Here is a 20,952-nt window from a genome sequence, read left to right as displayed (position 1 = left end):
CACCGCCAGAGCGGTTGGCGTTCGGCCCGCGGGCGTCGGTGCGAAATCGCCAGCGCGAGGTTGCATTACGGCAAACGCCGCGGCGTGTCGCTGCCCGAAAACCCGGCAAATTGTCACACTGCCGGTATGTTTCGTCCCTCAACAGACGATCACCGCCAGCAAAGTGGCTGGTGCAGAGTGAGATCCGCACCCCGACCGCGATAGGCGACCCGACTGATGACGGTGGAGCTGCCCCCCAAACCGATGCTGACCGAAATTCCCGGCCGCAGCGCCATGGGCGAGTCCGATGACCGGGCCACAACCGACCCCAAGGGCAGGGCGGTTCCCTGGCGACCAAAGCTATTGCCGGTCGAGGACCGTCGCTCGATCATGGACACGCTGATGGTGACGCTGTCGGGCGGGGCGCTGTGGCGCTTCGCGGCCCTGATGTTCCTGTCCAGCATGGTCGCCTCGATCGGCCTGCTACAGAATTCCGCGGCCGTCGTCATCGGTGCGATGATGATCGCCCCCTTGATGGCCCCGATCATGGGGATAGCCGCCTGCCTGATCATGGGATGGGGACACCGGCTGCTGCGTGGACTGGCGCTGGTAGCGGTATCGGCCATGGTTGCCGTCGGGGTCGGATGGATCACCGCCACGTTGCTGCCCGCGACCGGCACCGGTCTGCCCAGCGAGGTTGTCGCCCGCTCCAGCCCGGACATCCGCGACCTTCTGGTCGCGATGGGTGCCGGCGCGGTCGGAGCGCTGGCCACGGTGCACAAGAAGATCTCTGCGGCCCTGCCGGGCGTCGCGGTCGCCGTCGCGGTCGTTCCCCCGCTGGGCGCGGCCGGTGTCCTGCTCGGGCGCGGACAGCCACAGTTGGCCCGCGGTGCCGTCATCCTGTTTTCGACGAACCTCGTCGGCATCGTGGTGATGGCGGCGGTGGTCTTCCTGCTGAGCGGACTGGTCCCGCTCCGCAAGTTCCGCACCCACCGCCGCCAGATCGTTGCGTCGCTGGGTTTGGCGGCGGTCAGCGCCGTGGCGGTTGCCACGATCCTCACCCCGCGGTTCATCGCGCTTACCGGCCATGCCCGTGATCTCGAGATCGTCACCCAAACGCTGACCGACATGCTCAGTCCGGGCAGCGTGCTCAGCCACATCACCGCCACGGGCAGCACGGTCCGAGCCGACATCACCAGCCCCACCTCGCCCCCAACGGTGCAGACCGTGGCCGCCAGTCTCAGCCGTGCCCTGGGGCACCCAGTCACCGTGGAGTTGAGCTGGATTCCGGTGCGCGATCCCGAGCACAGTCGCCCGGACACACCCCAGCCACCGCTGAACGAACTGGGCCCGGTGATCCGAAGCTGGCTGGGTGCTCAGTCGTTGACCCTGCAAGGGCTCAGCTACGAGTCGGGGACGCTGGTGGTTTCCACCGCCGGGCCATTTCCACCGAAACGGGCCGAGGAGCTGACGTCGCTGATCGACTCGCGGTTCAACTACCGCATCCCGATCAGCCTGGCCTGGACTCGCACCTCAGGCCCAGCCAAGTCCGATGGCACTCAGGCCGCGCTGGATACCGCGCGCGCAACCGCGACCGCCTGGGCCGCCAAGAGACCGGACGTCGCGGTGTTGAGCACCAATGGCACCGCCAGCGCCATCACCATCACCCTGATCGGCCAAACCCAACCGGAAGTCGACTCGTTGGAAGCCGACCTGCAGACCGCCCTGCCGCAGTCCACCATCACCATCCAATGGATTTCCGGCGGCGTGCTGGTCGTCGCCACGCCCACCCCCGAACCCACGCCGGCTCCGGCGCCAGAGCCCGATCCGACGCCCGCAAAGGTGTCCGCCTCGACGCGCTGACCGAGACGGCCGGCTAGGACGGCTAGGACTCGTCCCGGTGACCACCGTGACCGCCGTGCCCCCCGGTTCGGTCGTTGTCCTCGGCGGCGTCGGAGTGGTCGGTCGACGCCGGCTCGAGCGCGACACTTCGCGATTGTTGGCCTCGGGTGTTGGTCGACTGCGCGTTCTTGGTCGGTTCCAGGCGCACCACTCGGCCGACGGCCCGACGTAGTCCGGGCGGACCCTCGATCCGCAACAAATGACGGATCCGTCCGGCGCGATACCTCAGTGGTGAGCCGACGAACTCACCCAGCACTACCCCACTGCCCAAGGCGAGCGCGGTCGCCGCCGCCGACAACAACTGGCTTTGCGCCTCATCGAAATGCGAGTCGGCAGCGAAGTAGAAGACAGCGCGGAAAACCGCCAGACCGGGCAGCATCGGCACGATGCCCGCTGTGGCGGTCACCAGCGCGAGGGCTTGACGGCGAATGGAGATCAGGGTCGCCAGAAAACCGACCCCGACCGCAGCGATCCCGGTGGCGATCACCTGACCGAAACCGGCTGTGCCAAGACCGATCAAGACCAGGTCGGCGAGTCCGGCCGCGAACCCGGCGGTGACGGCCGACCGCAGCGGCGCGTAACTCGCCACGGTCAGGCATGCCCCGGCCAGCATGGCTCCGAGCACCGTGAGCAGGATCGGCAGCGGCCCCTGCGGAACGACGAACCCGCCACTCCCATGGACACGCAGCTCGATCTCGACGCCCGCGGTCTTGGCGATCTGCAGGCCGGCAAGGATGCCGACGACGATTCCCGACGTCAGGAACAATGCCTCGCCGATCCGGGCAACCGCGGTGACCATGTAGCCGGTTATCGCGTCCTGCATCGCACCGACCAGCGTCAATCCGGATAGCAGCATCACGATCCCGGTGGCCACCAGGGCCGCCAGCCCCTCACCGGTGAACAGATAGGCCGCCACCGCGACCAAGGTCGCGACGGCCGCTCCGGTCACCCGCTGGAAGAAGTACGGGGTCCCGATCCGGTTCAGCACCCGGCCCAGTCGATCGATCGTCGCGGCGGTCAGCGCGGCGATGGCGCAGGTCCGCCAGTTGGCTCCCAGCATCATGGCGATGCCGAGGGAAAAGCCCGCCCAGCAGACGGTCTCCAGCCAGCGCGGGTATGGATGCGGCCGTTGGGTCAACTCGTCCATGGCTTCGTGTGCCTCGTCGACGGTGACCCCACCGGCAGTGATCTCCTGGACCAGCCGGTCCAGTTCGGCCAGCCGGGTGAAGTTGGTGGAGCGGGTCCGCACCGAGCGCACGATGGTGACCGGCGCACTCTCCGCGGTCGGCAGGGCCGACACGATGATCGTGGTGACCGTGATGTCGACGACGCAGTCGGTGATCTGATACGCCTGAGCCACGTCGTTGGCGGTGGCGACGACGTCGGCGGTACCCGAGCCGGAGGACAACATCACCTCGGCTAGTCGAATGGTGAGGTCCAAAACCTTGCGGACGTGCTGATCACCCATACCGCTCGAGGTCCGGCTGCGCTGTCCGGCGACAGGCACCGGGTCGCGCCGCCCGCGCAGCGCGATCCGCAGCCCGCGCCGCGAGCCGGCCACGCCATCCAATCGATCCTGCACCCCAGGCAGGATACTGATTTTTGAGGGTGAACCTCGGACCGCGAACACAACCGCCACGACCGTCAGCGGGGCCAGCCCGCCTATGGTGGCCGTCCGTAGCTCGAGTCCGCCGCGCTAGCGCAGGTCAAGACCCCGCATCGGGGTGCGGCGAGCTCAATTTCCGCGATAACACCTGCGCAAACGTGTGCGTATCACCTGGCCAGCGCGCTGACACGTAGCCGCCGTCGTCGACCACAAACGCCGGCCGCGAGTCGGTCGCGGTGTCACGCACCATGCCGGAAGTCTTGAGCCGCCGGTGCGGGGCAGTGCGAGCAACATCACAGAATTCGGTGGGATCTTCAAGCGCGCGGGTGACTTCCGCCTGCACCGACATGTATCCGCGGGCCTGGCCCGGCTCCTCGGTATAGGTGCGGTAGTAATCGGGATCCCAGCGGCGGGTGCGGCGGGTGAGCTGCCAGGCCCGCCGCTCCAACGCCCAGGTCAGTGAGGTCGTCCGGCGCCCGTAGAGCACCGATCTGCCGGTAGCCGGATCGATGCTGCGAGCGGCGAGCAAGACGCCATGACAGATCGCGGCCACGATCAGCCCACCCGCAAAGGCCTCTACCACCAGCCCCTGCAGTGTCTGGCTGTCGATGTAGCTGCGCATTCCGCGGGCCCGGTGCCCGCCCGGAAGCAGCAGTGCGTCGACCCCGGCCAGAGTGGCTTGTGCCCAGCTGAGGGGGTGCTGGAACTCGACCGACTGCCGCATCAGTTCATAGCAGCGGCGACCGTCTTTGTTGGCTCGAAGCATCCGACCGATGAGCGAGACGGAACCCAAGATGGGAAGCGCCGACCAGATGTCCAAACCTCGGCCGCTCACCATGATGTCGTCGGCGATCCCCGCAGCACCGCTTTCGGTGGCAAAAATGACCCGATGGCCGTCTTGGGTCAGCACGCGCCAGCTGACCGCAACCTCAGTGGGGTCGAAATCACGGTCCGGGATCGGAATCAGGACGGTGCCCATGCGGTCGGCCCTAGGCCACCCTGAGCTCGAGTCCGACGTTGTTGTCCATGCCGCCGCGCAGTTTGCTGAATAGGTTGAAGACCTTGCCCGCGATGCCGTAGCGCTTGCCGATCGCGTCGTACACGGCCGCCGTTTGCGACTTGTCCAGGATGGCGGCGGTGCCTTCGACGGCCTCGCTCTTCGGGCGACCGCGCATGTCGCAGATGGCCAGCGTGACCCGCGGTGTGTTGCGGATCCGCTTGACCTTCCACGACTTTCCCTCGGTGATCACCAGCAGGCGGTCACCTTGGTCACCGTCCAAAGCGGCCCAGACCGGCACCGGCTTGGGCCGGCCGTCCTTGGTGAAGGTGGTGAGCAGGATGTATTGCGCCTTGGCCAGGTCAGCGAACGTGGGTGTCACGCTGTCAACCTACCGCGGGCCGGTTCCCCTAGCTCGCGAGCAGACACAGAATCGCGCTCGGAGGGCTGTCCGAGTGCGATTCTGTGTCTGCTCGCGCCGGGGGGGCTACCCCTCCAGATCACCCTCGGTTTCCAGTAGCGCCTGGCGCAGACCGTCGAGCGTCTCGGGCTGCGGCTGAGCCCACATCCCGCGCCCGGCCGCCTCCAGCAGTCGCTCGGCCATGCCGTGCAGCGCCCAGGGGTTGGACTCCGTCATGAACTTGCGGTTCTCCGGGTCCAGCACATAGCGCTCGGTGAGCTGCTCATACATCCAGTCGGCCATCACCCCGGCGGTCGCGTCGTAGCCGAACAGGTAATCGACGGTCGCCGCCATCTCGAAGGCGCCCTTGTAGCCATGCCGGCGCATGGCGGCCATCCAGCGGGGATTGACCACCCGCGCCCGGAACACCCGGGTGGTCTCCTCCGACAGTGTTCGGGTGCGGATCGCGTCGGGGCGAGTGTTGTCGCCGATGTAGGCGGCCGGCGCTTGGCCGGTCAGGGCACGCACGGTGGCCACCATGCCGCCGTGATACTGGAAGTAATCGTCGGAATCGGCGATGTCATGTTCTCGGGTGTCGGTGTTCTTGGCGGCCACGGCGATGCGCCGGTATTGGCGGTTCATGTCGTCGACCGCTTCGCGGCCCTCCAGGTCGCGTCCGTACGCGAATCCGCCCCAGGCGGTGTACACCTGAGCCAGGTCGGCGTCGTCGCGCCAGTTGCGGCTGTCGATCAGCTGCAACAGCCCGGCGCCATAGGTTCCCGGTTTGGAGCCGAAAATCCTTGTGGTGGCTCGCCGTTGGTCGCCGTGCTGAGCCAGGTCGGCCTGGGCGTGCGCGCGTACGTAATTGTCTCCGGCCGGCTCATCGAGTTCGGCCACCAGCCGCACGGCATCGTCGAGCATCGTCACCACGTGCGGGAACGCGTCGCGGAAGAACCCGGAGATCCGGACCGTCACGTCGATGCGCGGCCGGCCCAGCTCGGCCAGTGCAATGGGAGTCAGGTCCACCACGCGCCGGGACGCCTCATCCCACACCGGCCGAACGCCCAGCAGCGCGAGCACTTCGGCGATGTCGTCACCAGCGGTGCGCATCGCCGAAGTGCCCCACACCGACAGCCCCACCGACTGCGGCCACCGCCCGTGGTCATTGCGGTATCGAGTCAACAGTGAATCCGCTAGCGCCGCACCGGCTTCCCAGGCTAGCCGGGATGGTACGGCCTTGGGGTCCACCGAGTAGAAGTTACGTCCGGTCGGCAAGACGTTGACCAGACCGCGCAACGGCGACCCCGACGGACCCGCGGCAATGAAGTGCCCGTCCAGGGCCCGTAGCACCTGGTCGATCTCGGCTTCCGTCCCGGCCAGCCGCGGCACCACTTCGGTAGCGGCGAACCGCAGCACCGCCGCCACCTCGGGATTGTCGGTGATCTGTTCGACGGCAGCGCAATCCCAGTCCGCGGCCTGCAGCGCGGCCACCAGACCACGGGCGGCCGCCTCGATCCGGTCCACTGCCGCACGCTCGTCGGTGCCGTCCTCGGCCAGGCCGAGTGCCTGGCGCAAACCGGGTAGCGCCTGCGCACCGGCGAACAGCTGGCGGGCCCGCAGAATGGCCAGCACTAGATCGAGTTCGGTCTCCCCCGTTGGCTTTTGCCCGAGGATGTGCAGGCCGTCGCGGATCTGGACATCCTTGATCTCGCAGAGCCAACCATCGACATGCAGCAGCATGTCATCGAAGCAGTCCTCTTCCGGGCGCTCGGTCAGCCCTAGGTCGTGGTCCATCTTGGCGGCCCGGATCAGCGTCCAGATCTGCTGACGGATGGCCGGCAGCTTGGCCGGGTCCAGCGCCGCGACGTTGGCGTGCTCATCGAGCAACTGCTCCAGCCGGGCGATGTCACCGTAGGTTTCGGCGCGGGCCATCGGCGGGATGAGGTGATCGACCAGAACCGCGTGTGCCCGCCGTTTTGCCTGGGTCCCCTCACCGGGGTCGTTGACCAGGAACGGATAGATCAACGGCAGATTGCCCAGCGCGGCATCGGATCCACACGCCGCCGACATGCCCAGCGTCTTGCCCGGCAACCATTCCAGATTGCCGTGCTTGCCCAGGTGCACCACCGCATGAGCCCCGAAGCCCGCATCCAGCCAGTGGTAGGCGGCCAGATAGTGATGACTCGGCGGCAGGTCCGGGTCGTGGTAGATCGCCACCGGGTTTTCCCCGAAGCCGCGTGGCGGCTGCACCATCAACACCAGGTTGCCCGACTGCATCGCGGCGATGACGATTTCGCCATCCGGATCATTGCTGCGGTCGACGAACAGCTCCCCCGGGGGCGGACCCCAATGCTGGGTCACCGCATCGGTCAGCTCGGATGGGAGCGTGCCAAACCAGCGCCGATAGTCCTTGGCGGATACCCGGATCGGGTTACCGGAAAGCTGACCTTCGGTGAGCCAGTCCGGATCCTGGCCGCCGCGCTCGATCAGCGCGTGGATCAGCGCGTCGCCATCGGCCGCTTCGACACCGGGTAGCTCGCCCACCTGGTAGCCACGTTCGCCCATGGCTCGCAGCAGCGCCACCGCGCTGGCTGGGGTGTCCAAGCCGACCGCGTTGCCGATGCGCGCATGCTTGGTCGGGTAAGCCGAGAACACCAACGCGACCCGTTTGTCGGCGGGGTCAACGCCGCGCAGTCGCGCGTGCCGCAGCGCCAGGCCCGCGACCCGGTCGCAGCGCTCCGGATCGGCGACATAGGCGATCAGGCCGTCGTCGTCGATCTCCTTGAACGAGAACGGAACTGTGATGATGCGGCCGTCGAACTCCGGTACCGCGACCTGAGTCGCGACGTCGAGCGGGGACAGTCCGTCGTCGTTGGCGCACCATTGCGCCCGCGGGCTGGTCAGGCACAGCCCCTGAAGGATCGGAATATCCAGGGCCGCGAGGTGTTCCACGTTCCAGCTGTCGTCATCGCCGCCGGCGGATGCGGTTGCCGGCTTGACCCCACCGGCGGCCAGCACGGTGACCACCATGGCATCGGCACTACTCAGCGTTGTCAGCAGCTCCGGCTCGGCGGTGCGCAACGAGGCGCAGTACACCGGAAGCGCACGTCCGCCCGCGGCCTCGATCGCCCCGCACAACGCCTCCACATAGGCGGTGTTGCCGGCCAGGTGTTGCGCGCGGTAGTACAGCACGGCAATGGTGGGACCGGTGCTGCCGGCATCCGGTCGCCGCAGCACCCCCCAGGACGGGATGGAAACCGGCGGGCCGAAACCAACGCCCGTCATCAGCACGGTGTCGCAAAGGAACGAGTGCAACTGGCGCAAGTTGTCCACGCCCCCCTGCGCCAGGTAGATGTGCGCCTGCAGCGCGATACCCGCCGGGACCGAGGAGCGGTCCATCAACTCCGCGTCGGCGGCCTGCTCGCCGCTGACCATGACCGCGGGGACGCCGGCGGCCAACACGGCCTCGATGCCGTCTTCCCAGGCCCGGTAGCCGCCGAGAATCCGCACCACCACGATCGCGGCGTCGGTTAGCAGGTCCGCCAGCTCCAGCTCGGACAGCCGTGCCGGGTTGGCCCACCGATAGGCCCTGCCGCTGGATCGGGCACAGATCAGGTCGGTATCCGACGTCGACAACAGCAGGATGGTCGGCTCAGCCACCAGTCATTCGTACCGCAGCGCCCTCATGGCGACGAATCGGGTAGGGTTCCCATATGAGCAGGGGTTTCGTCGTTACCTTCGCGGTCGGGCTGATCATCGCGCTATTCGGGTCGATCTGGGCGCTGCAGGGATTCGGAGTGCTCGGCGGTAGCCCGATGAGCAACACCACCACCTGGTCTGTCATCGGGCCGATCACTGCGCTGGTCGGCATAGTGATCGCGGTGATCAGTTGGCGCAGGATGTCGTCTAAATAGACCTCACTTGTCCACCACGGTGAAGGTCACCGTATGCCAGCCGGTAGCGCCATCGGGAACCGGATCGGCCCGATCTTCGGTTTGCACCGCCCCGGTGTTGTCGATGGCCCGCACAGTAATGGTGTGAGTCCCGGGGCTTTTGGCCTGCCAAGGCAAACTCCACAACCGCCACGTCGCATTGGAATAACTCGCGCCCAGTTCAGCGCGCTGCCACCCGCCGTCCCCGATACGGACCTCCACGGCCCGCACGCCACGATTCTGCGCCCATGCGACACCGCCGAACACCACGGGCCCCACCGGCACCTTCTGACCTCTTTTCGGCACATCGATCCGCGACTCGGTCTTGATCGGCGCCCGCGCCGCCCAGCCCTGCCGCGTCCAGTACGCCTTGGCCCTGTCGAACCGGGTCAGCTCCAGCTCGACCACCCATTTGGTTGCCGACACGTAGCCGTAAAGTCCGGGCACCACCAGGCGGGCGGGGTAGCCATGCTCGACCGGCAGGGGCTGGCCGTTGAGGCCCAGCGCCAGCAGCGCTTCACGGCCGTCGGTGAGGGCCTGCACCGGAGTACCGGCGGTGAACCCGTCGATTGAAGTCGAGAGCACCATATCGGCGTCTTTGTGCACACCTGCGGCCGACAACAGATCCGCGACCCGGTATCCCGTCCAGATGCCCGTTGAAATGAGGTTTCCACCAACGGGATTGGATACGCAGGTCAGTGTGGCCACCGTTTCGACCACGTCGAATTGGGTGAGGTCGTCGAACGTGTAGCTGATTTCGCGGTCCACCATGCCGTGAATGCGCAGCCGCCAGTCACCGCGGCTGAGTTGCGGCACAACAAGTGCGGTGTCGATCCGGTAGAAGTCGGCGCTAGGTGTGATGAAGTCCGGGAGCGCAACACCTTTCGGTTGCACATCGGCCGGTATTGGCGGCGCCGTTGTTCCTGGCTGGGGAAGGGTGAAGGCCTTGCGGTCGGCCGCCACCGAATGCGCCAGGCGCGCGAGCACCGCACCCGTCACCCCGGTTACGACTCCGAATCCCAGCAAGCCCAACATGATCAACCTGCGCCTGCCGGCATCCGACTGGTCGCCGCTGCCGTTCGGATCCTCTGCGTCGGGCCAGAACCGGCGCATCAGCACGCGCAGCAGCAGCACACCGCAGGCGGCGCCGGCGATGGTGGGAATCGTGTCCAGGAGGGTCCCACCCTGGCGCGACAGCACGGCGGCGCAGCCGAGAACACCCGCCGCGGCGATCACGGCGCTGCCGAGCGGGCGGCGCTGGGTCTCGAGGGTCCCGGCCAGCGCCGCCAATGTCGCGATCACTACGAGCACCACGATGGCCAGGAAGGGTTTGTCCAGTTGACCGAGGGCCTGGATCGCCCACTCTTTGATCGGCCCCGGGGTGATATCGATGACCGCAGAGCCGACCGCCGTGCGTGCGTCGGCGCGCGTCCCAAACGGGATGCTGACCACCTGGGCGACACCGAGCGCGACGGACGCAGCGGCAACCCCGGCAAGCATCCGCTCGTTCGCCGAGGGCCCCACCATCCCAGCGACTCTACTCGCGCCGCTCGCTGCCAGCGCAAGAGTTCCGCCGCACAAGCAAACCAGCGCATTCGGCACGTTGCGTCGGCCACTGGCGGCGCCGATGCGGATCCCTCCGTTGATGTGGGTTCCTGGGGACAGTCGCCAAGTCGTACCGTGTAGCGATGACATCTTCGGTTGCCGGAAAAGTCGTCGCCATCACCGGTGGGGCTCGCGGAATCGGTCTGGCTATCGCCACGGCGCTACACGGCTTGGGCACCAAAGTCGCCATCGGCGACATCGATGAGTCCACGGCCAAATCATCCGGCGATCGGCTCGGGCTGCTGCTGGCCTGCGGATTGGATGTGACAAACCGGCAGTCGTTCACCGCCTTCCTCGACACCGTCGAGGACAAGTTGGGGCCACTGGATGTCCTGGTGAACAACGCCGGTTTGATCTCGGTGGGCAGCGCGGTCGATGAGCCCGACGATGCCACTCACCGCCTGTTCGACGTGAACGTCCACGGCGTCATCCTCGGCACCAAATTGGCCACGCAGCGGATGCTGCCCCGACGCCGCGGACACGTCATCAACATCGGCTCGGTGGGCAGCATGCTGCCCACCGAAGGCATCGCAACCTACTGCGCCACCAAGCATGCCGTGCTCGGCTACACCGACGCGGTCCGAATGGAAAACCGCGGCAAGGGAGTCCATTTTTCGGTGATCATGCCGACGCTGACCAATACCGAAATGGTCGCCGGTGTCGGACATGCGAAGGGCTTCAAGAATGCCGAGCCAGAAGACGTCGCGCGGGCGGTCGTCGGCGTGATTGCGAAGCCGGAACCCCATGTGGCCGTGCCCCGTTCGCTGGGTGTGACGCTGTGGGCGCAGCGTCTGATGCCGTTGGGCCTGGCGGAGGCGCTTGGCCGCGCGCTGGGGTCCGGGCGCGTTTTCACCACCGATCTGCGACGCGACCAGCACGACGTCTACACCCGGCGGACCGGCATTTCGTGACCCCGGTGAACACTCGCGTCGACCTGGGGCCGCAGTCGCTGCTCTGGCGCTGGGCGGGCGACATGCGAATCGCTTTCGAGGGCGGTACGGCGGGGCTGATCCAGACGATGCATCCCGCGATCGGCCAAGGGCTCATCGACCACTCGAACTTTTTCGACGATCCGGTCGACCGGGTATTCCGTTCACTGCCCGGCATTCTCGGCACCATCTACGACGGACCCGACGCGGACGCGACCGGGATCAGGGTGCGCGACTTCCACCGCGACATCAAGGGCCAACTGCCCGACGGGCAGCGCTACCACGCACTCATACCCGAGACGTACTGGTGGGCACACGCCACCTTCCAGATGATGGTGCACCGGCTCGCCGAGCACTGGGATGTCCACCGATTGACCGAACGCGAACGCGAACGTCTCTACCTCGAGGGCTGCGAATGGTACCGGCGATACGGCATGACCGACTCGGTGCTGCCCCCGACGTTTGCTGATTTCAACCGTGAATACGAGCGCTACTGCACCGAAGTGCTGCAGCCCAACGCTGCTTCGGATTTTCTGATCGAGTTCATCCAGCGCACGGCGATCCCCGACATGAGCACCTCGCCGGATTATCCGAGCACTCCGCTGCTGCGCCCGATCATGGACGCCCTGCTGCCCACGATGCCGGTTCGCACCGCGCTGGCAACGCCGATGCGCCTGGTCATCTTTGGCGGTCTGCCTCCGGTTGTGCGGGAGCGCTTCGGGATTGGGTGGTCCGGCGTCGACGAGGCAAGCTATCGCGCGTTGCGGACCACCATCAAACAAGGTTGGCGCACCGTGCCCGCGTCGCTGAAGTGGCATGACACCGCGCGCCGGAGCTGGCTTCGTGAGCTGGGCCGCATTCCACGCCGGTTCTAGCCGGGGGCAGCGCAGCACCGTGCTTCGCCGGGACCGACCACCCGCGACAACCGCTAGTTGCCGATCTGGGCCCCGCCGTTCCCGATTTACCCGGTCCGCTCCCCCAGCACTCGAAAGTGGGTGATCGGCGCATCGATTTCCGCCATGGCCACAGCTGCGCACCCCTCCAAGTCGAAATGGTCACGCACCAGGGCCGCAACGGTGTGCGAGACCACCGCGGCGCCCGGCGGCGCCTGGCCGGACACCCGGGTAGCAACGTTGGCGGCCAGCCCGTAAACGTCGTCTCGAGTGATGTCGGAATACACCAGCCCGCGATGCACCCCGGCGCGCACGGCGATGCCCACGCCGAATCGGCGTTGCGCGTAGTCGCTGAGCTTGCTGACCTCTCGGGTGATCTCCAAGCTCGCCCGCACGGCACGGTGCGCGTCGTTGTGCTGCCCCGCCCGATGCCCGAAAACCACCAGCAGCCCATCCCCCTTGGTCGAGGCGATGCGCCCGTCATGGCGGTCCACGATTCGCTGGACCAGATCGCGGTAGCCGCCCACCAGTAGCCGATACGGTTCGGGATCTAGCCGGGTCGACAGCACCGTGGAGTCGACCAGGTCGGCGAACACGATCGTCAAGCGCCGGATCTTGCCCCCGTCGCCCGGGGCCGCCGCCAGCACGCCCTGGGCCTCGATGTTTCCTCGTTCGACCGCCAGCACCTGCTGCGCGAGGGCATCAGCCCAACCACGGTCGCCCCGGTTGAGGGCCAGCACGGCGCGGTCCAGCAGCTCGTCGAGCGCCCCAGCGGCGCGGTTGGGTTGCTCGGGCGCGGCTGACCCTCGCTCACGTCAATATCGTGTCACCTACCCGCATCGGCGTGAAGTAGCGCGATCGGGCACCCGGCGTCGGAGCAGCGCGGCCCGGGGCATTTTCCTTCCCCGATCACCCGCCGACGGTGACACGATTGTTGGCGATGCCCGACTCCAGGCCGCGCGGTGCGGCGAACGACGACGTTGACCATCCAGCTGGGACGTCGATCGATGAATTGCTGGATCAGGCGGTAGCGGCGATCAACCGTGGTGATCGAGGTGCCGCCAGTGAGCTGGCCGGGCAGGTGCTTGCCGTCGACTTGGGCAACGCCGATGCCGAGGATCTGCTGACGCTGCGCAGCACCGGCGGTGAGATCCGCCGCTTGACCATCCTGTTCGCCGACCTGGCCGACGCCACCATTCTTTCGACCCGACTGGAGCCCGGTAGCTACGGGCTGTTGGTGGGCCGCTATCGAGACCTGGTGCTGGACATCGTGAACCGGTTTGGCGGCCACATCGGCTCGCCGAAGGGCGAGGGGCTGCTGGCGGTATTCGGCTACCCCCAAGCCCATGAGGATGATGCGCGCCGCGCCGTGTGGGCGGGTTTGGAAATCAGCCACCAGGTGGCCCGCCTCGGTGAACAGCTGCGCCGCCGCGTCGGGAGTCAGCTTGCGGCCCGGGTGGGGATTCATCGCGGGCTCGTCTATCTGGACACCGGCCAAGACGACGTCTACGGACTCGGTGCCAACCTGGCCGCGCGCGTGGCGGGCCTGGCCCCGCCCGGAGCGGTCGTGGTCTCCGACGTCGTTGCGCCGTTGCTTCAGGGCGCCTTCGAGCTGCAGGAGTGCCCGGCTGCGGCGGTCAAGGGAGTCATGGAGCCGATCGTGCATCACCGGGTACTGGGCGAGCGGGAGACTGCTGCCAGATCCGCGCGGGGGCCCCTGGTGGGGCGCGACCGCGAGGTCGCGCGGCTGCAAGACAACTGGGCAGATGTTCAGGCCGGCACTCGCACCACTGCCGGGCTGGTGTTGTGGGGCGAGCCGGGGATCGGGAAGTCCAGCTTGGCGGCCGCGGCCGCCGGGATCGCCGAGAACTCGTGGGCGGTGGTGCTGGAGTTGGCTGGATCGTCGCTGCACGCCGACGCCGGTCTGCACCCCATCCGGACCTTGCTAGAACATCGCAGCGGCATCAGCCGGCTCACCCCGCAGGACGAGCGGCTACGGCTGCTGGAAGCCGAGGTCAGCGCCCGTGGCCTGGATCCGCTGACCACGGTGCCGCTGTTGGCGCCGGTACTGAGCATCGCGCCCGAGTACGGATATCAGCCGGCGCCGGCCGAAGGCCGCCGGCTCTACGAACTGATCAAGCAAGCGGTGCAGGACTATGTGCTGGCCAGTGTGGGTGATCGCGCCGGACTGGTGATTGCCGAAGACGCGCACTGGTTCGACCCGTCGACCATCGAGATGCTCGGCTCATTGCTGGCCAACGGAGCCGGTCGACTACTGCTGGTAATCACCGGGCGCCCCGGAGACTGGCTTCCGCGGCAGTGGCCGGTCGAAGTGATCGAGTTGAAGCCATTGACCCAGGAACAGACCGACACCCTGATCGACGCTCTGGATCCCGGCCTGTCCTCAGACGATCGCGCGGCGATAGCCGGCCGCTGCGACGGCGTGCCGTTCTACATCGAGCAGGTCGTCACCGGCCTGCGCACCAGCGGAGTTCCGGAGGGCCTCTACGAGCCCCTGCTGGCCCGGCTGCGCGCGGGCGCCAACGTCGTCCCGGTCGTGGAGGCCGCCGCGCTCATCGGCCGCCACCTGGATCGTGGCTTGTTGACCTCGGTGGTCGACCTGAGTGACGAGGTGCTCGACGATGTCCTGGGCGAACTCGAGGATGCGCAGGTGTTCGAGCCGTGGGGTACCAACGGCTGGCGATTCCGCCACGAGTTGCTTCGCGAGGTGGCCGCGGAGTTGGCACCGCCCAGCGTGCGCCGCGAACTGCATTCCAAGGTGGCCAACGCTTTGATCGGCGGGGCGGGCGGCGAACCCGACTGGCAGCTGGTGGCCGCACACTACGAGCGGGCCGAGAACCACGGCGGGGCCGTATCGGTGTACCAGCGGGCATCCACCGCTGCCAGACGCCGCGGCGCCGTCGGCGAGGCCCGCGGCTACCTGACAAACGCACTCACGCAGATCGATCGACAGGGGGCCGAGCGCGCCCGCGATCTGAGGGAGATGGCGGTGCGGCTGGAACGGGGGTTTCTCGCCAGCGTTGCCGAGGGCCCGCTCAATCGCGCCACCGCGACCGACTTCCAGTGCTGCCTGCGGTTGGGCGGGGCCGAGGTCCGTGATGACGAGGTCTTCGAGACGTTGCTCGCCCTGGCCGGGTATTACTTCGCGGTGGGCGACCTGGCGCGCTCTACCGGAGTATTCGAGGCGTTACGCGCTGGCCTCACCGATGGGCGGGAGTTCTTCGGGTTGTTGATCAGGATCTGTCTCGGTATCGCGGCGTGGCTTCGCGGTGCGTTTGCCACCGCGGGCCCGCAGATACAGCGCGCCGCCGAGGAGTTGCTGGCCGCAGACCAGCACACAATCGAGGCCATGTGGTTCGCGCCGACAGATCCGCTGACCATGGCACACGGTGTGCTGGCTCTCGATCGGATCGCCCACGGCGATCTGCGCGCGGCACAGGCCCAGGTTGCTCAGGCCGCCCGGCGGGCTGACGGACTCAGCTTCCCGCACGGGCCCTTCAGCGTCGGCTTTGCGCGGTTCTTCGAGATTTGGGTGGACGTCGAAGCCCACCGGTTCGACCACGCCGCGGCGGCGGCCTTCGGCCTGATCGACCACGCCCAGCGGCACGGGTTCGAGGTGTGGGCGCTGTGGGGTAGGGCGCTGCGGGCCACGGTCGACGCGCTGGCATCGATTGGGTCGGATGACCCGGCTGTGATCGGCGCGAGCATCGCGCGCGCAACCGAATTGGTGCAGACCGTTCGCGCGGCCGGTTTGACGGTGTACATCACCCTGTTCGAGGGTGGACTCGGGCAGGCGCTGGCCGCCGTTGGGCATCGCGAGCAGGCCCGCGCCCGCTTGGAAGAGGCGATCGCGCTGGGCCGTAGCACCGAAATGTGCTTCTACGAAGCCGAATTGTTGCGGCTGCGCGCCCATACCCAGGACGACCCCGCCACCCGTAGGTCGGAGCTGGCCGCCGCCCTGGACCTTGCCCGCCGACAGGGCACCCCGCTCTACGAATTGCGCGCCGCACTTGATGATTTCGAACTACGCGGGGGGCCCGCCCGCCAGGCGCTCGTGGAAGCTTTCAACCGGATGCCCACCGATAGCCCGCTGCCCGAACTGGCGCGTGCCCGCCGCATGCTGGCCTGAGCCGCTGCGTGGGTCACCCCACTTTCGGGGCCGCACCCGGAGTCGGTTGATACGGCGCTCTTGCTGCGTCCCGTACCGTGAGCAGGTGACCCGTGCGCGTGATGCCGACGCCTGTCCGGGTGCGCTGCAGGTGCATCAGGCCGCCGACGGCGCTCTGGTCCGGGTTCGGTTGCCCGGCGGCCGGCTCACCGCCGACGAGTTGGCGGCGCTTGCCCGCGCCTCCAACGAGTTGGCATCGGCAACGCTGGAGCTGACCGCCCGCGGCAACCTGCAACTGCGCGCGATCACCAACGTGATGGCGGTGGCCGACGCCATTGCCAATGCCGGGCTGTTGCCGTCACCCACCCATGAGCGGGTCCGCAATATCGTGGCCTCGCCACTGTCTGGCCGCGTCGGCGGGCTGGCCGACGTGCAGTCGTGGGTCGGCGAGCTGGATGCCGCGATTTGCGCCGAACCCCTGCTGGCGCAATTGAGCGGCCGGTTCTGGTTCAGCATCGACGACGGGCGCGCCGATGTGTCCGGGCTGGGTGCCGATGTGGGTGTGCACGTGTTGGCAGACGGATGCGCGGTGCTGCTGGACGGGCGTGACACCGGTGTCCGGCTGGCCCCCGACGACGTGGTGCCAACCCTCACGGAGCTGGCCGTGAGATTCACCCAGATGCGCGGAAAATCCTGGCGGGTAAACGAATTGATCGATCCGAGCGTCCTGGTTCCCGGCGCCGCGCCGGGCTCGCGATTTCCGGCCGTCACCAAGGCTCCGGTGGGCTGGATACCGCAACAGGACGGCCGCGTCACGCTGGGCGCTGCGGTGCCGCTGGGGATTCTGCCCGCCCGCGTCGCGGAGTTCCTCGCCGCGATCGAAGCTCCGATAGCGATCACCCCGTGGCGATCGGTGCTGGTATTTGATCTCGATGAAGCCGTCGCCGACACCGCACTGCGGGTGCTGGCACCGCTGGGGTTGGTGTTCGACGAGAACTCTCCCTGGCTCAACGTCAGCGCGTGCACCGGCAGCCCCGGCTGCGCCAGCTCGGCCGCCGATGTTCGGGCCGATGCGGCGCAGTCGGTGCGTATCGAAGCCGTAGCTTCCGGGGTGCACCGGCACTTCGTCGGCTGTGGACGAGCGTGCGGGAGCCCACTGGCGGGCGAGATAGTGGTAGCCACCGCGCAGGGCTACCGGCTGCTGCGAAAAGCCTGACGTCTTAGGGTGAGCGAGTGCTCGACTACATCCGTGACGCCGCGGAGATCTATCGACAGTCGTTCGCGACCATCCGCGCCGAGGCCGATCTGAGTCGGTTTCCCGCCGATATCGCACGGGTGGTGGTGCGGCTGATCCATACCTGCGGGCAGGTCGATGTCGCCGAGCACGTGGCCTACACCGCTGATGTGGTCACCCGGGCCGGGACCGCGCTACGCGATGGCGCCCCGGTATTGTGTGATTCCTCGATGGTGGCCGCTGGGATAACCGTCGCACGGCTGCCCGCCGACAATCAGGTGGTGTCGCTGGTCGCCGATCCCAGGGCGGCCGGGCTGGCCGCGCGTCGCGAGACGACCCGCTCGGCCGCCGGGGTGGAGCTGTGGGCGGATCGGCTGGCCGGCGCGGTACTGGCGATTGGCAACGCACCCACCGCCCTGTTCCGGCTACTCGAGTTGATCGACGAGGGGGCGCCAGCACCGGCCGCGGTGCTGGGCGGTCCGGTGGGCTTCGTCGGCTCGGCCCAGTCCAAACAGGAACTCATCGACAGGCCGCGCGGCATGTCCTATCTGGTGGTAGGTGGCCGCCGCGGCGGTAGCGCCATGGCCGCGGCCGCCGTCAACGCGATTGCGAACGACAGCGAATGACCGATCGGGGCACACTGTGGGGTGTCGGGCTGGGGCCCGGTGATCCAGAGCTGGTGACGGTCAAGGCCGCCCGGGTGATCGGCGAGGCGGATGTGGTGGTTTACCACAGCGCCCGGCACGGCCGCAGCATTGCCCGCGGCATCGCGGAACGGTATCTGCGGCCCGGCCAGATCGAGGAGCATCTGATCTATCCGGTGACCACCGAAACCACCGATCATCCCGGCGGTTACGCCGGCGCGCTCGAGGACTTCTATGAGCAGGCCACCGAGCGCATTGCCGCGCACCTCGATGCCGGGCGCAACGTGGCGCTGCTCGCCGAGGGAGACCCGCTGTTCTACAGCTCATACATGCACCTGCACACCCGGTTGACCCAGCGGTTCGACGCCGTCATCGTGCCGGGGGTGACCTCGGTGAGCGCCGCCTCCGCGGCGATCGCCACCCCGCTGGTGGCCGGCGACGAGGTGCTGTCGGTGCTGCCCGGCACCCTGCCGGTTGCCGAGCTGACCCGTCGCCTCGCCGACGTCGACGCGGCCGTGGTGCTCAAGCTGGGACGTTCGTATCACAATGTCCGCGAAGCACTTTCGGCTTCCGGCCAGCTCGATGACACGTTCTACGTGGAGCGAGCCAGCACGCCGGGGCAGCGCGTGTTGCCAGCCGCCGACGTCGACGAAGCCGGCGTGCCCTACTTTTCGCTAGCCATGCTGCCTGGCGGCCGCCGGAGCACGGCGGTCGCCGGCACCGTTGCCGTGGTCGGATTGGGCCCCGGCGACACGGACTGGATGACGCCACAGAGCCGCCGGGAGCTAGCACGGGCGACCGACCTGATCGGCTATGGCCCCTACCTGGACCGGATTTCGGTCCGTGACGGCCAGCGGCGTCATCCCAGCGACAACACCGACGAACCCGCCCGAGCCCGGCTGGCCTGCTCGCTGGCCGAGCAGGGGCGCGCGGTGGCGGTGGTGTCTTCTGGCGACCCGGGCGTGTTCGCAATGGCCACTGCCGTGCTCGAGGAGGCCAAACAGTGGCCGGGGGTGCCGGTTCGGGTCATTCCCGCGATGACGGCGGCCCAGGCCGTGGCCAGTCGGGTCGGCGCCCCGCTGGGACACGACTACGCGGTGATCTCGCTGTCGGACCGGCTCAAGCCGTGGGAGGTGATCGCGGCACGCCTTGGCGCTGCCGCCGCGGCGGACCTGGTGCTGGCGATCTACAACCCGGCATCGAAGACTCGGACGTGGCAGGTCGGCGCGATGCGAGAGCTGCTGCTGCAACATCGGGACCCAGGCACTCCGGTGGTGATCGGCCGCAATGTTTCCGGAGCCGATGAGGATGTCCGCGTGGTGCGCCTGGCCGACCTGAACCCAGCCGACGTCGACATGCGCTGCCTGCTGATCATCGGCTCGTCCCAAACCCATTGGTATGCCGTTGATTCGACCGACCGGGTGTTCACGCCCCGCCGCTACCCCTAGCCAGCTGGGCCGGTATTAAGCGCCACCGCAATGAAAGCCAGCCGCCACAGCGACTTGAAGAGGTGGCGGCCGAACTCTTCGAGTTCGGCGATGCCGCCCCCGGGGCCCTCGCCGCTTTGCGCGACACCGGCCGCGATTTCTCCAATGGTGCGACGGCCGTCGACGTTGCGTAAGAAGGCCAGCTGCTCTGGCTTGGGCGTCATCTGGAAACCGGGCCAGATCATTTCGTTGCCCGATACCGCACAGCGCGTCCGCAGCATCGGAACGTAGTCCAACGCGTCTGCGGCCGAAAAGTCAATCGTGTAAGACTCTTTGGGCCGATCCGGGTGGCAGGCCATGAACAGATGGACGCCGTTCAATGTTTCCACGCGCTCCATCACCGACCACAGTTTCGGCTCCGGCAACGCGTTCACCGCCGCATAGAACTTGCTGTTGGGCACGAAGAAGTCGTGCGGATAGCACGGTGTCTTCTGAAACCAGCCCTGGAATACCAGTCCGGCGTCCGCGACGAGGTCGACGCACTCCTCCACGGTGTAGCTGCGTTGGCGGCCGTGCAGAAACGTATCGACCAGGGCGGCATCGGAGGTCAGGTCTCGAGCCTTTTTCAGATAGTTCTGAACCGGATGGTAGGGCGGCATCAAAGCGATCGCTTCCTTGACCATCGTCACCGAAGCGTCGTCCTGGCCCAGACCCAGGTCGCGGAAAACCGAATCCAGCAGATCGACGCCGATGCGACCGTACTTGCCGTACAGCATCGCCGCGACCACTCCATCGGAGCGCAGGCAACCGGCCAGCGCCTTCATTCCGGTCAGCAGATCTGCCATGTGGTGCAGGACGCCGCTGGATACCACGAGATCGAAGTCACGTCCCAGCGTGCGCAGGTCTTCGATTGGCAGCAAATGCAACTCGAGGTTGGTCAGCCCGTACTTGTCTTTCAGATACTGCTGATGATCCAGTGAAGTCTGACTGACATCGACGGCGACGACCTTCGCCGATCGATTCGTGAACGCGAAAATAGCTGCCTGGTTGGTTCCGCAGCCGGCGATCAAGATATCGAGATCGGGCTGGTATGCCCGGTCCGGCCACAGAATCCGGTGGGAGTACACCGGATCGAACCACTCCCAGTTGGCTGAGGTCCATGCCGGCAAATCCTCGATGGGATGCGGGTAGACCCAGCGCTGGTACTGACGAGAGACGATGTCGGCACGCGGATCGTCGTTCACTTCGGCGCTGGCTCCTTCGGTTGTCGGGCCA

The 20,952-nt window shown here is 67.4% G+C and carries 15 protein-coding genes; 8 read left to right on the top strand and 7 right to left on the bottom strand.

The window, feature by feature from the left end; all coding sequences use genetic code 11:
* Positions 1–216 precede the first annotated feature (216 nt).
* Complete coding sequence (locus G6N41_RS19795; RefSeq protein ID WP_198965448.1) at positions 217–1,842, top strand: DUF389 domain-containing protein; 1,626 nt, start codon at positions 217–219, stop codon at positions 1,840–1,842.
* Positions 1,843–1,864: 22 nt separating this feature from the next.
* Here G6N41_RS19795 and G6N41_RS19790 read toward each other — a convergent pair whose 3' ends face one another.
* The 4 genes from G6N41_RS19790 to cobN form a co-directional block, all read right to left on the bottom strand.
* On the bottom strand, positions 1,865–3,547 hold the full coding sequence (locus G6N41_RS19790; RefSeq protein ID WP_198967935.1) for a threonine/serine exporter family protein: 1,683 nt from the start codon (positions 3,545–3,547) through the stop codon (positions 1,865–1,867).
* A 40-nt stretch (positions 3,548–3,587) separates the two neighbouring features.
* Complete coding sequence (locus G6N41_RS19785) at positions 3,588–4,466, bottom strand: type 1 glutamine amidotransferase domain-containing protein (protein WP_198965447.1); 879 nt, start codon at positions 4,464–4,466, stop codon at positions 3,588–3,590.
* A 10-nt stretch (positions 4,467–4,476) separates the two neighbouring features.
* Entirely contained in the window at positions 4,477–4,866 is a 390-nt protein-coding gene (locus tag G6N41_RS19780) for a PPOX class F420-dependent oxidoreductase (RefSeq protein ID WP_198965446.1), read from the bottom strand.
* A 105-nt stretch (positions 4,867–4,971) separates the two neighbouring features.
* The gene (gene cobN / locus G6N41_RS19775; protein WP_198965445.1) at positions 4,972–8,544 is read right to left on the bottom strand and encodes a cobaltochelatase subunit CobN; all 3,573 of its coding nucleotides are present in this window, start codon (positions 8,542–8,544) and stop codon (positions 4,972–4,974) included.
* 53 nt (positions 8,545–8,597) lie between these two features.
* Between cobN and G6N41_RS19770 the strand changes: the two genes are divergently transcribed.
* Entirely contained in the window at positions 8,598–8,798 is a 201-nt protein-coding gene (locus G6N41_RS19770) for a hypothetical protein (RefSeq protein ID WP_015355697.1), read from the top strand.
* Between the two features lie 3 nt (positions 8,799–8,801).
* On the opposite strand, the gene G6N41_RS19765 is transcribed toward G6N41_RS19770, so the two are convergent.
* Complete coding sequence (locus tag G6N41_RS19765) at positions 8,802–10,343, bottom strand: molybdopterin-dependent oxidoreductase (protein ID WP_198965444.1); 1,542 nt, start codon at positions 10,341–10,343, stop codon at positions 8,802–8,804.
* Positions 10,344–10,504: 161 nt separating this feature from the next.
* Between G6N41_RS19765 and G6N41_RS19760 the strand changes: the two genes are divergently transcribed.
* The gene (locus tag G6N41_RS19760) at positions 10,505–11,332 is read left to right on the top strand and encodes an SDR family oxidoreductase (protein WP_198965443.1); all 828 of its coding nucleotides are present in this window, start codon (positions 10,505–10,507) and stop codon (positions 11,330–11,332) included.
* Positions 11,329–12,225, top strand: a complete 897-nt coding sequence (locus G6N41_RS19755) for an oxygenase MpaB family protein (RefSeq protein WP_198965442.1) — start codon at positions 11,329–11,331, stop codon at positions 12,223–12,225. Before G6N41_RS19760 ends, G6N41_RS19755 begins: the two co-directional genes overlap by 4 nt.
* Positions 12,226–12,311: 86 nt before the next feature.
* On the opposite strand, the gene G6N41_RS19750 is transcribed toward G6N41_RS19755, so the two are convergent.
* Positions 12,312–12,983 (bottom strand): adenylate/guanylate cyclase domain-containing protein, encoded by a 672-nt coding sequence (locus tag G6N41_RS19750; protein WP_231608610.1) that lies wholly within the window; start codon positions 12,981–12,983, stop codon positions 12,312–12,314.
* Positions 12,984–13,183: 200 nt separating this feature from the next.
* Between G6N41_RS19750 and G6N41_RS19745 the strand changes: the two genes are divergently transcribed.
* The 4 genes from G6N41_RS19745 (at position 13,184) to G6N41_RS19730 (ending at position 19,698) form a co-directional block, all read left to right on the top strand.
* Positions 13,184–16,393 carry an AAA family ATPase gene (locus G6N41_RS19745; protein WP_231608609.1) on the top strand — a complete coding sequence of 1,070 codons (3,210 nt, stop codon included), beginning with the start codon at positions 13,184–13,186 and terminating at the stop codon, positions 16,391–16,393.
* Between the two features lie 85 nt (positions 16,394–16,478).
* Entirely contained in the window at positions 16,479–17,588 is a 1,110-nt protein-coding gene (gene cobG / locus G6N41_RS19740; RefSeq protein ID WP_198965440.1) for a precorrin-3B synthase, read from the top strand.
* A 17-nt stretch (positions 17,589–17,605) separates the two neighbouring features.
* Positions 17,606–18,232 carry a precorrin-8X methylmutase gene (locus G6N41_RS19735; protein WP_012394735.1) on the top strand — a complete coding sequence of 209 codons (627 nt, stop codon included), beginning with the start codon at positions 17,606–17,608 and terminating at the stop codon, positions 18,230–18,232.
* Complete coding sequence (locus tag G6N41_RS19730) at positions 18,229–19,698, top strand: precorrin-2 C(20)-methyltransferase (protein WP_198965439.1); 1,470 nt, start codon at positions 18,229–18,231, stop codon at positions 19,696–19,698. The genes G6N41_RS19735 and G6N41_RS19730 overlap by 4 nt, the downstream gene beginning before the upstream one ends.
* On the opposite strand, the gene G6N41_RS19725 is transcribed toward G6N41_RS19730, so the two are convergent.
* A complete protein-coding gene (locus tag G6N41_RS19725) occupies positions 19,695–20,921 on the bottom strand; it encodes a class I SAM-dependent methyltransferase (protein ID WP_198965438.1) in 1,227 nt (408 codons plus the stop codon). The two genes, G6N41_RS19730 and G6N41_RS19725, sit on opposite strands and share 4 nt — an antisense overlap.
* Positions 20,922–20,952: the final 31 nt, after the last annotated feature.

Source organism: Mycobacterium shottsii (genome assembly GCF_010728525.1).
Lineage (GTDB): Bacteria > Actinomycetota > Actinomycetes > Mycobacteriales > Mycobacteriaceae > Mycobacterium > Mycobacterium marinum.
Note: the sequence above shows the minus strand (reverse complement) of the source record. Positions and strands in the feature narration are given on the sequence as shown.